This is a genomic window from Priestia sp. TSO9 (genome assembly GCF_021029645.1).
In the GTDB taxonomy this organism is placed as follows: Bacteria; Bacillota; Bacilli; order Bacillales; family Bacillaceae_H; genus Priestia; species Priestia megaterium_E.
Genome location: NZ_JAJEKD010000006.1, coordinates 71217 through 85157 on the forward strand (window position 1 = coordinate 71217; position 13941 = coordinate 85157).

Sequence of the window (13941 nt, forward strand, 5' to 3'; positions counted from 1 at the left end):
AACTTCTTTAAAACAGTTAGTAAGTTAATTATAAGGCATATTAAGGTGATAGGAAAACCCGTCTTTAAAACTAGCTTTCAAAAAACGAATAAATATACTATAATTTGTTTAAATATTAAAAAGAGGAGTACAACTAATGAAACAATTAATAAATGAAACAATCAATAAATTAAAGGATACATTTTATGATGTAAGCAAATATATTGGGCAAAACCCTGAGCTTGGTCACGAAGAATTCAAAGCTTGCAAAGCATTAACGGATGTTTTAAAAGAACAAGGCTTCACAGTTGAAAGTGGTACATGTGACTTACCAACGGCTTTTACCGCTGTTTATGACAGTCAAAAGCCAGGTCCGTCGATTGGGTTTATGGCTGAGTACGATGCTTTGCCGGATCTCGGACATGCATGCGGACATAACTTAATTGGAACCATGTCCATTGCAGCTGGTATTGGTCTTAGTAAAGCAGTTGCAGAAACAGGCGGCAAAGTATACGTATACGGCACGCCTGCAGAGGAAACACGAGGCGGTAAAGTAACGATGGCCGAGCAAGGTATTTTTAATCATTTAGACGTAGCTATGATGGTACATCCTTATTACTGCCACCAAAAAAGCGGACGTTCTCTTGCGATGGATGCCATTCAGTTTGAGTTCTTCGGAAAATCCGCGCACGCAGCTGCTGCTCCTCATGAAGGAATCAATGCGTTAGACGGCGTATTACAAACGTTCAACAGTATTAATGCGCTTCGCCAGCATGTGAAGCCGGATGTACGAATTCATGGAGTGATTACAGAGGGAGGTAAAGCCGCCAACGTTGTGCCTGATTATGCAGTAGCGCAATTTTATGTCCGTGCTTCAACTCGTGCATATGTAGATAAAGTGACAGAAAAAGTAAAGGCATGTGCAAATGGTGCTGCTTTAGCCACGGGAACAAAATTAAAAATCTCAAACTATGAGTTTTCTTATGATGATATGCAAACGAATCAAACATTATCCGATGTCTATACAAATAATCTCATCTCATTAGGCGTAAGTGAACAAAGCATTACAGAAGACCAAGGCGATCATGGATCTTTAGATATGGGGAATGTAAGCCAAGTTGTTCCGGCTATTCATCCGTATATTCAAATTTGTGATGATTATTTTGTTTGTCATACGCACGAATTTAGAGAAGCAGCTTTAAGTGAGCAAGGAAGAGAAGCAATGATACTCGGGGCACAAACAATGGCATTAACAGGGTATGACGTATTAACAAATCAAGCGTTGCTCCAAAAAATCAAAGAAGAATTTAATGCTACAAAGTAAGAGATAATGATAAAACCATACTAAATAATACGCTTGCGACTGCAAGCGTATTATTTAGTATGAGAAGTGGGACTGAAGGGTTCGGAAAATTTGACCGTGGCGCTGTTCATCGCTCGCAGCTCGAACAATGCGGCTTTGAATTCGAGCATTTGTGATTCTTCTAGCGATTGATTGATAAAATGGAACCGTTTCTACTTCATCTTTAATGGATTCAGAGACCCCTTCTTGAAAAGTATTTGGCAGTTTTATGTTTAATGAAATCTGTGGGTAGCTGCCTGATAAATCATAATAGGCTTTAGAAAACCAGTCAAAGTGTTTAATTTCATCCTGCCGAATACCTGATATAGCTTGTTGAAATTGATTATTAGGAGCCAGCTCTGCTAGGCGTGTATAGTAGTGAATAGCGGAAAACTCATCGTTTACAGCTTTGTTTATATCTCTTAGAAGCTGTTCATCTAGTCTTGTATCATCTTCCCAATATTCTTCATGCCGGGAGTAAAATTCATACATATGGATATACCTCCTCACCGTTTTTTTCTCTTGTCGTCACCATCATCGTATGTGTAGACAAGAAAAGACGTACATTAAAAGAAAAAAGTTTAACAAAATGGTAAAAAGGGTATGTGCAGAGAATAGTATCAAAAAAGACAGAGGTTATCTTATGATTAAAATTGTAGCTAAAACCAAAGAAGGAGCTATTAAAGAAATAGAAATGAATGAGATTCGTTCAAGCCATGACTTTCAATGGTATTGGGTTGATTTTTACAATCCCACCGAGGAAGAAAAAAAGCAGCTTGAACAATTTAATTTTCATCCTTTAGCAGTTGAGGACTGTTTAAATCAAGGTCAGCGGGCTAAATTTGAGTTGTATGATGAGCATTATTTTTTAGTCTATTATGCCCTTCATAAAGAAGAGCTTGAGCACTTAGAAGTATCTGCGTTTGTAGGAGATAACTTTTTAGTCACTTACCATATGGATAAGCTAACGAGCGTGGCTAGGGTGTGGGAGCTTATCAAAAAAGACCCTGAGGCTACCGAAGATGGAACATGGGATATCATGTATGAACTCTTAGATCATACCGTTGACGAATACTTCCCTGTGCTTTATAAATTTGAAGATCACATAGACGACATTGAAGACAATGCAAAAGACGAACCTATGGATGAATTAATGAGGCAGCTTTATGACATCCGAAGTGATTTGTCACGAATGCGCCGCATTTTAAACCCTATGAGAGATTTAATGTATCGTATTATGTCAACGAATGCGTTAAAAGCAAAAGAGCAGGTTCGCTATTTTAATGATATTTATGACCACCTATTAAATATGATTGAAATTATGCAAGCAAGCAGGGATTTGTCAAATGACATCCGAGAAAGCTTTATGTCCATTAACTCGGATCGTATGAACTCGATCATGTTTACGCTCACGCTTATGTCAGCTATTTTCTTACCGTTGACGTTTATTGCTGGCCTCTATGGCATGAACTTTTCATATATGCCGGAACTGACGGGGAAATATAATTATTTTATTGTACTTGGCATTATGATTGGGCTTGTAGGCGTAATGGTCTTTGCCTTTTATAAAATGGGATGGTTCAAATATCGAAAAGGACCTAAACTATAAAGTAGATTGTTAACCTTCCTGTATAAATGTTAATCAACTCAGTAAAAATGAAATTAAATAAGCGAAGATCTTATCTGACTCTAGATAAGATCTTTTTCTTGTGCTATAAACAAGAAAAGCAGGGAAGCGAGGGAAGAATGTGAAACACGGAAGAATGGGGCTGCGAAGCATCACGGTGCTGCTTGTATGCATGGTGGTGATTCTATCGCTATTGTTAACGGATTTATTAGTTAGCAGTTCAATTGGAAAAAATATTCGGGATCAACAGGCTGAAAAAGCTCGGACTATTGCGACGATTATTTCAGAATCAACGAACGTGAAAGAAGGACTAGAGACAAAAACACCTCAGTCAATTCAAGAATTTACTAAACGAATTCGTGAAAAATCAAGCGTCTTGTTTATCGTTGTTATGGATATGAATGGAATTCGCCAATCTCACCCAGATCCTAAAAAGATAGGAAAGAGGTTTGCCGGAGGCGATGAGCAAAAATCATTGCACGGGAAATCTTATGTATCTGTATCAAAAGGAACGCTTGATAAATCTCTGCGCGCTTTTGCACCTATTTATAATGAGAAAAATCAGCAAATTGGCGCAGTAGCCGTGGGGATTTCTTTGAATAATGTAAATGAAGCAATTAGAGATGGGCATCGTCGAATTGTTTTAGGTTCATTAATTGGTTTACTTGTAGGCGTTCTTGGTGCTATTTTATTAGCGAATTACATAAAGAAAATTTTATTTGGCTTGGAACCTTCTGAAATTGCTAAAATTCTAGAAGAGAGAAGCACCATGCTACAGTCGGTTCGTGAAGGAGTGATAGCTGTTGATAAAGAAGGCAATATTACACTTGCTAATCGTTCTGCACGCCGCTTATTTGTTAAAGCAGGGTTAGCAGCAGAGCCAATCGGTTTGTCTATTCGAGAATATATGCCCACCTCCAGGTTGGACGACGTTTTGTCTACGGGGGAATCTCATTATGATGAAGAGCAAGTCATAAATGGAGTAGCCATTGTGGTTAATAGGGTTCCGCTAGTAGTAAACGAAGAGATTGTAGGGGCACTTTCTACGTTTCGGGATAAAACAGAAGTTAATATCTTAGCAGAACAGCTAACAGGTGTTAAAATGTATGTGGAAGCGCTTCGAGCACAATCGCATGAATTTATGAATAAACTTCATGTGATTTTAGGAATGGTGCAGATGAATTATTATGATGAGCTAAAAACGTATATTCATCAGCTTGTTAATCACCGTGTCGATGAATCTAGTTCAGTGACTAAATCGATTAAAGATCATGCGTTGGCAGGGTTTCTCATGGGCAAAATGAGTTATGCCAGAGAGGAAAGCGTAGAACTGACGTTTTCCGCTGATGAAGTTATTCCAGAACCTTCAGATCCACATGTTACTCATCATCTCATTACCATTATTGGAAATTTAATTGATAATGCAATTGATTCAGTTTGTCATCAACCCTCTAAAAAAGTGTCCGTTATGCTTGTGTATAAAAACAATAAGCTTACGATTCAAGTCACGGATACAGGCTGTGGCATTCCTTCCGATACAATGAATCAGATTTTCAAGAAAGGCTTTTCTACAAAAGGAACGAGCAGAGGGTTTGGGCTGCATTTAGTGAAGCAAACGATTGATGAACTAGGTGGCCAAATCGTCATTGACTCATTTATAAATAGCGGTACCACATTCTATATTGATATTCCGTACGAAACAAGGAGAGATCAAGTTGATTAAAGTATTAATTGTTGAAGATGACCCAATGGTTGCTCAGTTTAATCAAAAGTACATTGAAGAGATAGAGGGGTTTACAGTAGTCGCTGTTGCTCATTCGGGTCATGAAGCCTTGGTGAAGGTAAATGAATATCAAGTTGATTTAGTGCTGCTTGATATCTTTATGCCTGGGCAAAATGGTTTGAGAGTTTTACAAGAGATTCGAACAAAACAAGAGGAAATAGATGTCATTTTTATCACCGCTGCTTCAGATGCCCAAACGATTCAGCGAGCTTTACGCTACGGAGCGATTGATTATTTGATTAAGCCTTTTACATTTGAACGCTTTTATCAAGCACTTTCGGCTTACAAACAAACATTTCGTACGTTAAAACAGCAACCTCAGCTTAATCAACAGGAATTAGACGGGCTACTGTCTAATAAAAAAATAAAAGAAGCTCCTGTAGAGCCGTTGCCTAAGGGTTTAACGACAGGAACATTAGAAGTTATCGTAGAAGCCATTGAGCATCTTAAAGATCACCCTTTTTCGACCGATGATGTAGCTGAAAAAACGGGAATTTCAAGAGTGTCTATTCGGAAATATTTAAAATTTCTAACAGATATAGGTCTTCTTGGAGAAAGAATGACTTACGGCACAATAGGACGTCCTGTGTATGCGTACTTATACAATGAACAAAACCGTCACTTGCTGCATCACTACCTCGTTGATTTTGAAAAATAAAGAGATTGACCTGTCAGAGACGTCCGGTGCTATTTTGTTGGTGTGAGAATATTTTACTGTAGAGTGCCGGTGAGTTAAGTGGTATGGTTGATAATAACAAAGGAAAAAAACAAGTCGTTTGACTGAAAAAAGAGGTGGTTTCTTGATTGGAAGCATAGAACGCTTGACTGAATTACTGTTATCAGGGAATCAAGATGAAGCTTGGAATATTGTGTGGAAAAAAAGACAGCAGGGTTTCGATACATTTTATATTTTTCAGCAATTCATTTCAGTGTCAATGGCTCAAATCGGTATGATGTGGGAAGAAGATGAAATTTCAGTGGCTGATGAACATTTAGCTACTACTACCTGTGACTATGTTTTGTCACGCTATCAATTGTGTATAAGACAAGAAGTTATTAAAAATGAAAAAAAAGGTCTGTTTTTGTGTATAGAAAATGAGCAGCATTTTTTAGGGTTAAAAATGATTTCCATTCTCTTTGAAGAGCACGGATGGCAGACGAAACTTTTAGGAGCAGATTCTCCGCTTTTACATGCAACGCACGCTGTTGAACAATGGAAACCTGATTTAGTAGGAATCTCGTTCAGTTTAACTCATCATATAGAAAAAGCAAACGAATATATAGAAGGCTTACAAAAGACAAAACATCAGCCGCTTATTTTAGTTGGAGGCCGAGTAGTTTCAAACTATAAGTTTCCTCTTGTTCAAACAAATCAAGTTCGATTTATTGCACAGTTAGAGGAGTTGAAAGAGTTTTTTCATTATCAATCAATTAGGGGGATTAAGGTTGTCGACTATTAAATATGCTCCGCTTCCTGTTTTTATTATGGATGAGGAAATGAATATTCTAGCGCAATCTGATGAAGCAGCCGCTTTATTCGGAGAGGTTCAACATTTTTTAGAAATTGTTGACGAAGATAGTCAGATCAAAGCTAGAAAACGATTAGGGCAGAAGAAAAAAATAAAAACAGAATTAGTCATGCATTCGTGCAAAGCTAAGATGTCTCTTTATACCGTGAATTGCAAATGGGAGCAAGATAAGGCGCATGTAATATGTGTAGAGGAAGATTCTCAAATTAGAATTCTTTCAGAAAAAATCCAACAACATACAGCGCGTTTATCTGAAACAGACTTAGAACTGCTGTTGCAAAAAGAACGATTAGAAAAAGCAATGAACCGAGTTATAGAACTGTCGGGACCGTTTATTCATTTATCGAACAACATGGTGCTTATACCTCTGTTTGGCGATTTATTTGAGGAAGTCATCATGAAAAATGAACATCGGCTGCTCAGACAAATAGATGAGGAAACGGTTGATCGAGTTATCATTGACTTTAATGGAATAGGTCAAATTGATGAACGAGGTGTTGCAGCCCTAGAACATTTAATATGGGAATTTCAGCTAATGGGTGTACAGGTTTATTTAACAGGTGTCACACCCGATCATAGTCAATGGCTTCACCAGTATCATTTTCAAGCAAATATAAAATCTATTAGTAACTTAGGTCAGGCCATTCATCAATTTTTTACAACGGCATGAAATGGCTACAAAAAGTGAACACTTCATATAAAGACAATAAGACAGGGGATCAATATTGATAAACAGGTGATTAAAATTTGGTGAAACACGCGCGTAAAGTAGCTTTAAGAATTTCAATTATATATATCATTATTGGCGCTGTATGGATCTTGATATCTGATAATATATCTAGAACATTAGCGCAAGGTCGTTTTGAAGTATATATTTTTTTTCAACAATACAAAGGTTGGTTTTTTATTTTAGCTACCGGTATTATTTTGTATGGGTTGGTATATAGGAGAGCTTATAAACTAGTGGAGTCCCAGCAAGAGCTCGTAGTGAAAGAACACGAACTTCAAACGAGCAACCAGCATTATCAATCTTTATTCAAACATAATCCCGATGGCGTTTTTGAAATAAGTAAAACGGGTGAAGTTCTTCTTGCTAATCCAGAAGGTGAAGCAATCGTTGGATACTCAAGTGAAGAATTGCAAAAGATGAAACCTTCAGCTCTTATCGCAGCTGAAGAGTTTGATATGTGTAAAGAGTATTTTAAAGAAGTGCTGAATGGAAAAGGTGCTAAGTTCGAAATGAATGTGATCAATAGAAAGAGAGAAAGACGGTTGCTGAGGTGTTCTTTGCTTCCCATTATCGTTCATAAGCAGGTAGTAGGTGTATTTATGATTGCACGCGATATTACTACATACCGTCAAGATGAAGAGCTTATGATAACCTCGGAAAAAATGTCGGTTATTGGACAAATGGCAGGTGCCGTCGCACATGAAATTAGAAACCCGCTTACTTCTTTAAAAGGTTTTGTACAGGTTATGCAAGCCTCTAAGGAAACAAATGACACATATTTAGATATCATGATGTCTGAAATCGACCGCATCAACTTAATCTCCAGTGAAATGCTCATTCTTGGAAAAAAGCAGCATGTATCTTTTGAAAAGACCAATTTATGCGAGATTTTAAAACAAGTTATTACCCTAATGGAAGCGCAGGCCAATTTAAATAATGTTTCTATTTTATTGAAAGAAACAACAAAAAGGCCTATTTATGTTTCGGCTGATGCAAATCAGTTGAAACAAGTGTTCATCAATGTGATCAAAAACGGTGTAGAAGCTATTATGGAGAAAGGTCATATTACAATAACAGTTGAAGAAAAAGATACACGAGCATTGATTCACTTTGAAGACAATGGAATTGGAATGAGTCAAGAGAGGATTGAACAAGTAGGAACGCCGTTTTATTCTACAAAAGAAGCTGGCACCGGCTTAGGGCTGGCCGTGTGTTACAAAATCATGGAGCGTCATCAAGGTACCATGCATTTCAAAAGCGGTAAAGGAAAAGGGACAACGGTTACTATTGATATGCCAATTATAGAACGAAACAGCCGCCTCTCGTAGTTCAGAGAGGCGGCTGTTTTCGTGAAAAAGAGAAAGTAAGCAGCTGAGCCCTTTGCGTCTGGATCCATATAGGACATAAAACCTCCTTCTTATACAAGTTTTCGTCCATAATAAAGAGGATCATATTGTTTTCTATAGAAGCAATAGTGTATCATAGTTGAAGCTATGTTTATTGATGTAGAAAAGTTAAGGTAACAACCGATTTTTCTACTGACGGATTGACAGGGTCCCTTGGGATAAGAAAGGTTTATTTATAAATAGAAATTAAGGTCAGTATTAACGCACATGACCACTGATACATTCGTTTAATTGAAATGAAAAAAATCGTTTATAATATCGAGAAAAGCATGGAAAAGGAGATAGATATGAGTCAGTTTATAGAGACTTTACAGCCTTTTTTACAAGAGGCGTGGAAAAAAGCAGGGTTCAATGAGCCTACTGCCATTCAAACGAAAGCTATTTCAGAGATTTTAGCTAATAAAGATGTAATAGGAGAATCCCCAACGGGAACAGGAAAGACGCTGGCATATTTGTTGCCCGTCTTACATCGCATTCAGCCGGGACCATCTCATATTCAAGCAGTTATTTTAGCATCTTCCCATGAATTAGTTATGCAAATTCACGGTGAAATTCAAACTTGGTCGCAGGGAAGCGGTATTTCAAGCGCTGCGTTTATTGGCGGAGCAAATATGAAACGGCAATTAGAAAAACTCAAAAAACGTCCTAATATTATTGTTGGTACCCCAGGACGTTTGAACGAGTTAATTAAAATGAAGAAATTAAAAATGCACGAAGTCAAAACAATTGTGATTGATGAAGCGGATCAATTGTTTGTACCTGAGCATGTTCAAACGGTTCAACAGATTGTGAAAATGGCGTTAAGTGATCGTCAAATCCTAGTCTTCTCAGCTACTGTATCAGAACGTACCAAATCGCTAGCGAAAGATATGATGAACCACCCTCTTGAAATAGAGGTAGGAAGAGATGAACTGCCGGCTTCGAAGGTAGAGCATGTATACATCAAAAGTGAAGCTAGAGATAAAGTGGACGTGCTTAGAAAACTAGTTCGTCAAGAACAAATGAAAGCTTTAGCCTTTTTTAAAGGAATTGATACTCTAATCGAGTTTGAAGAAAAATTAACATTTAAGCGTGTAGAGGCAGGCTCTTTACACAGTGAAACGAAAAAAGAAGATCGTGCTACGACGATTAAAGGGTTTCGAAAAGGAGATTTCCCTGTCTTATTAGCAACGGATGTCGCAGCTAGAGGATTAGACATTAAGGGATTGACGCATGTAATTCACATCGATGTTCCTCAAGATGCAGATCAATACGTACATCGCTCAGGTAGAACAGGCAGATCGGGAGCAGAAGGTACAGTCATTTCTCTTGTGACTGAACGTGAAGAGCGAAATTTAAAACAAATCGCCCGTGAACTTAAACTTTCATTAGCGAAAAAAGAGCTTTATATGGGTGAAATCGTGGATGAAGGAACAAAAGAGCAGTCCCGTACAGCTAAAAAACCTTCAAAAAAGCCATTTAACAAGAAAAAGAAACAAAAAGGTCGAATTTAAACTAAGTATTCTTCCTTTTTATAACAGCAGTGTCACAACCTAAAAAACAACGTCTACTGCTTTATTACAGCAGCCTGGCGTTGTTTATTTTCTCTATTTTCCCTGTATAAATAAGTAAAAAAAGAGAAATGTAGATATTTTTTCCTAGGTATGAAAATAGTTTGAATGATGGATTTTGTTTTTTGTAACCTTATTTTAACATTACTTTAAGAGACTTCTAATAAAAGAGGAAGAAGGACGTGGGGACATTTTATGGATGCAATTGATGATCTCTTTGACGACATAGAGCGAAGAAGAAAAAGTAAAGAATATAGTCGAGATGCAGATCAATTAGAATCATATTTACATGAAGTTCAACGTATCATGGAATTTCTTGAAGAGGGTATCTATCTGTTTCAAAATTCGCACCAACAATATGCGTCAGATTGGTCAGGGCGTTCTAAGAGCTCATATGAGGATATTTATAATGATATTACGCAATCTACTTTTCATCTGTACGACGTAAGGGATGAATTGTTTCAAACTTTACGCTTAGAAATTTCACGACTAAGAGAGTTAGCATCGGCGTAATAAATAACATTATCGACTCACTCCTTTAGAAAGTGAGTCTTTCCGTATAGGCTTAAAAAATGTTTAGATGATGACTGAAGGCTTACAAGAGATAGGGGGACGGACATACATGGAGATAAAAGTAAATCCAGAGGTGCTGCAGACATTTGCAGAGCGAATTCAGCAGTCTCATTCACAGACGGCTGATGCACTTCAAAAACTAAGCTGGGAAGCTACAAATCTACATTTCTTGTCTGTTGCAGATATTGATAAAGTGCTGGACTTGCAGGAAGAGTTACAGCATATGATTCGCAAACTTGATTCGCTGACGGAAAACGCACATTTATTAGTAAAAGATACTGCAGAACAAATGAGAAAAGCAGATGGAGAGCTAGAAGGCTCTTCAGGCTGGACGGAGTTTTGGTCGAGCGTCTGGAGTGATGGGAGCACCCATTCACAAGATACGTGGAATGATATAAAGAACTTAAAAGAATGGAATACGTATGACAATATGCATAGAACGATTGAAAAACCTTTAGGTACTCTTAATGTTATGTGGAATTCGCTTTCTATGTCTTGGGAAGAAAAAGTAGTGAATGGTTCTACATGCAGTCGAACGGAATTTTTTACTTATGGCGTTATTCAAATGGGGTTGGGTATTTTAAGTCAGGAAATGAATCCTTCAAACATTATGTTTAGTGACAGCACAGAGGAAGTGAAGAGAGAATGAATGAAGTATATAATGGCGCTGGAAGTGAAATGGTACAGTTCCTTACAGGGTTGTCTCGGCAATGAAATATACATTTAACTTATTAGAAAAATCATTAATTGAAGCAATGAAAGATAATAAGAAAATTGCTCAATTTTATAAAACTTTAATGAATAGTAATTTATGGCTAGTTGTTAGTTCAGAGCATGGAGCATCAGATATATTGATTGCAGAGCACTACGTTCAGACGATGAAAAGCGCAGCGTACCGATATTTACCTGTTTTTTCGTCAAAATATCCGATTGAACAGATGCTGAAAGATGAAAAGACCGTATGCGTATCATTTAAGGATATGCTGCCTGTATTAAATGAAGAAATAGCGATATTGCTTAACCCTGACACGCCTCTCTCAAAATTATTCATCCCCGAAGAAATAAGGATGTTAAAAGAAGATCAAAATTATTTTAAGCAGTAGCCCAAAAATAAAAAGCGCATGTGCTTTTTCCAAGCATGTCTGAATCTTAAATAAATATAAGATATATAAAGAGGCAGGGCCTTAAATAGGCTGCTGCTTTTTTATTACTAGTAAATAGTTCTATAGATAATGAACAAAAATGTAATTTAATAGTCTTATAGTTTTTATTTTCCTTTAAATAGGTACCTATAGATCAGATGGAAAAGGTTTAAATGAGAACAAAATCTTGGTTGTTTAGGTTTTATTTGCATTTTTTAGGGGTATTTGTAGATACATATTCTCATTTTTGGAGGCTTTTGCAAGTAACCTTTGACCTTATCACTAGAGTTTCTTACAATAATAGTAAATATATAAACCGAAGGAGAGATATGTATGTCAGGAATTATTCGCGTAACACCAGCAGAGCTTCGCGACATGTCAGGTCGCTACACTAACGAAAGCGGTCAAGTTCAAGAATTAGTAAGCCGTCTTGATACAATGAAAAATCAACTTCAAGATATGTGGGAAGGTGCTTCAAGCGAAGCGTTTGCTGCTCAATACGAAGAACTAAAGCCTTCTTTCGTTGAAATGTCTAACCTACTTACAAAAATTGCTAAGCAATTAGACGACTCTGCAAACGTTCTTGAAGATACAGATAACCAAATCGCTAGCCAAATCCGCGGTTAACTTCATCTAATAATCTAAGTGAAGTAATAAAAGGAGCGCCCTATTCTCAAAAGATGAAGGCGCTTTTTCTATGTTTTGAGGTGATGAAACCCTATGTATATAGAAGTAACAGTAGACTTAAAGCACTATACAGGTGATCGGTTCGATTTGCGACTATCAAACTATCATTCACTCAAAAAAGTAGTCGAGATCGTTTGGCAAGCTAAAAAGATTACTCAATCACCAAAGGACGGTGCGTGGATACGTGTTTCAAATAAAAATCTTATTTTCTCGGGAAATGAGACGATGATTAACTGCGGAATTACCACAGGTGATTGTATCGAAATTCTCTAAAGGAGTCTATTAGAATGTCAGAGAAGAAACCGACTTACTTAGAAGAACAGCTCGAAGCTGTAATGACACGTCATAATAATGAATATACATTTGTTTTTCAAAAAGAAAAAATTCGACTTAATCGTTCTGTTGAAATTGAAATGTTAAAGGATGTAAATACGGCTTTTCAAAAAGAAATCATGATGAGCGATGATGAACTTAAAATAACAATTAAGCCTACCTCTGAATTTCAACCTTTTACGGCATTAAGAGGAAAAGAAGAACAGCAAAAGTGGCTGTTTGCAGATCAGCTTATCAAACAGGTAAAGCAGCATTCTTTTTCAAGGCTGCATTTGTTGATTTGTCCAGAAAATATCATTTTTGATAAAAGTTTAAGTCCGGCTTTTTTACACTATGGAGTGAAAGAAAGTTTACCTCCTTATGAGTCTAACGAGGAACAAAGCTTTCAAGAGTTAAAGGCTACGATAGCAGCGGCCGTTGACTCATCACATACATTTGAACAGTATTTTAAGTTATATGAGACCTTGCAATTAAAAGAAGACGCTAAAAAAATAATGCATATCAGCAATGAGGAAGAGTTGAGTCAATTTGTTCAGCATAAGCTAACTCAAATTGAAAAGCATCAAAAGACACTCGTTCAACTTCCTCAAAAACGCTGGACCATTTTTAAGTTTTCATCTGTGGGTATACTTGTCTTATTAATTCCAGCTCTTATTTATACTTTTTACTCTTACTTTTTTGCTCAGCCGAAACAAGAAGCATTTGTAGAAAGCAACGAATACTTTCTTGAAAAAAACTACAGCAAAGTAGTCGACACACTTGAAGATTATGACATTGAAAGCATGCCTAAAATTGTGCAATACGAAATAGCAACTTCCTATCTTGTTAATGAAAAGTTAGGGGAGGAGCAAAAAGCAAATGCTTTAAAGACTATTACGCTTCAGTCAGATCCTCAGTATTTTGCCTATTGGTTTTACATTGGCCGAGGAGACAACAAAAAAGCGCTAGAAGTCAGCAGGTTGTTAGAAGAACGTTCGTTAATTATCTATGCACTAATGAAATACGAAGGTCAGCTAAAGACAGACAACGATTTAGCGGCTGATAAAAAGCAAGAGGAGCTTGATAAAGTAGCGAACGAACTTGAAGAATTTAAGAAAGAAAATGATCAGCAAGAAGCGGAAGCAGCCAAGCAGCAAGAAGAGAAACAAACTGAGGAAGCACAGGCGGCCAAGCAGCAGGAAGAAGAACAGAAAGCTGCAGAAGCCGAGAAAAAGAAACAAGAAGAGCAGAAAAAACAGCAGGAAGATCAATCGAAGTAGG

The 13941-nt window shown here is 37.1% G+C and carries 15 protein-coding genes; 14 read left to right on the forward strand and 1 reads right to left on the reverse strand.

Features of this window, described 5'->3' with window-relative positions; all coding sequences use genetic code 11:
* The first annotated feature begins 136 nt into the window (after positions 1-136).
* Positions 137-1303, forward strand: a complete 1167-nt coding sequence (locus LJC66_RS01535; RefSeq protein ID WP_230931690.1) for a M20 family metallopeptidase — start codon at positions 137-139, stop codon at positions 1301-1303.
* A 54-nt stretch (positions 1304-1357) separates the two neighbouring features.
* Here the strand turns inward: LJC66_RS01535 and LJC66_RS01540 are convergent, their stop codons facing one another.
* On the reverse strand, positions 1358-1813 hold the full coding sequence (locus tag LJC66_RS01540; RefSeq protein WP_050688467.1) for a ferritin-like domain-containing protein: 456 nt from the start codon (positions 1811-1813) through the stop codon (positions 1358-1360).
* A 151-nt stretch (positions 1814-1964) separates the two neighbouring features.
* Between LJC66_RS01540 and corA the strand changes: the two genes are divergently transcribed.
* The 13 genes from corA to essB all read left to right on the forward strand — a co-directional run bounded on the left by corA (position 1965) and on the right by essB (position 13940).
* The gene (gene corA, locus LJC66_RS01545) at positions 1965-2930 is read left to right on the forward strand and encodes a magnesium/cobalt transporter CorA (protein WP_013055095.1); all 966 of its coding nucleotides are present in this window, start codon (positions 1965-1967) and stop codon (positions 2928-2930) included.
* 154 nt (positions 2931-3084) lie between these two features.
* The gene (gene dcuS / locus LJC66_RS01550) at positions 3085-4671 is read left to right on the forward strand and encodes a DcuS/MalK family sensor histidine kinase (protein WP_195697133.1); all 1587 of its coding nucleotides are present in this window, start codon (positions 3085-3087) and stop codon (positions 4669-4671) included.
* Positions 4664-5389 carry a response regulator gene (locus LJC66_RS01555; RefSeq protein ID WP_230931691.1) on the forward strand — a complete coding sequence of 242 codons (726 nt, stop codon included), beginning with the start codon at positions 4664-4666 and terminating at the stop codon, positions 5387-5389. Before dcuS ends, LJC66_RS01555 begins: the two co-directional genes overlap by 8 nt.
* Positions 5390-5531: 142 nt before the next feature.
* On the forward strand, positions 5532-6191 hold the full coding sequence (locus LJC66_RS01560) for a cobalamin B12-binding domain-containing protein (RefSeq protein WP_050688468.1): 660 nt from the start codon (positions 5532-5534) through the stop codon (positions 6189-6191).
* Complete coding sequence (locus LJC66_RS01565) at positions 6178-6930, forward strand: STAS domain-containing protein (RefSeq protein ID WP_230931692.1); 753 nt, start codon at positions 6178-6180, stop codon at positions 6928-6930. Before LJC66_RS01560 ends, LJC66_RS01565 begins: the two co-directional genes overlap by 14 nt.
* A 293-nt stretch (positions 6931-7223) precedes the next feature.
* Positions 7224-8318 (forward strand): ATP-binding protein, encoded by a 1095-nt coding sequence (locus LJC66_RS01570; RefSeq protein WP_225049871.1) that lies wholly within the window; start codon positions 7224-7226, stop codon positions 8316-8318.
* 365 nt (positions 8319-8683) lie between these two features.
* The gene (locus tag LJC66_RS01575) at positions 8684-9889 is read left to right on the forward strand and encodes a DEAD/DEAH box helicase (RefSeq protein ID WP_230931693.1); all 1206 of its coding nucleotides are present in this window, start codon (positions 8684-8686) and stop codon (positions 9887-9889) included.
* 252 nt (positions 9890-10141) lie between these two features.
* Positions 10142-10459, forward strand: coding sequence for a hypothetical protein (locus LJC66_RS01580; protein WP_013055102.1), 318 nt, complete (start codon positions 10142-10144; stop codon positions 10457-10459).
* A gap of 109 nt (positions 10460-10568) precedes the next feature.
* A complete protein-coding gene (locus tag LJC66_RS01585; RefSeq protein ID WP_013055103.1) occupies positions 10569-11168 on the forward strand; it encodes a WXG100 family type VII secretion target in 600 nt (199 codons plus the stop codon).
* A gap of 61 nt (positions 11169-11229) precedes the next feature.
* The gene (locus LJC66_RS01590) at positions 11230-11622 is read left to right on the forward strand and encodes an SseB family protein (RefSeq protein ID WP_013055104.1); all 393 of its coding nucleotides are present in this window, start codon (positions 11230-11232) and stop codon (positions 11620-11622) included.
* Between the two features lie 372 nt (positions 11623-11994).
* Complete coding sequence (locus LJC66_RS01595; protein WP_028412473.1) at positions 11995-12288, forward strand: WXG100 family type VII secretion target; 294 nt, start codon at positions 11995-11997, stop codon at positions 12286-12288.
* Positions 12289-12381: 93 nt separating this feature from the next.
* Positions 12382-12621: an ESX secretion system protein YukD gene (yukD, locus tag LJC66_RS01600; protein ID WP_013055106.1), complete on the forward strand. Its 240-nt coding sequence runs from the start codon at positions 12382-12384 to the stop codon at positions 12619-12621.
* 14 nt (positions 12622-12635) lie between these two features.
* Entirely contained in the window at positions 12636-13940 is a 1305-nt protein-coding gene (essB, locus tag LJC66_RS01605; protein WP_230931694.1) for a type VII secretion protein EssB, read from the forward strand.
* Position 13941: the final 1 nt, after the last annotated feature.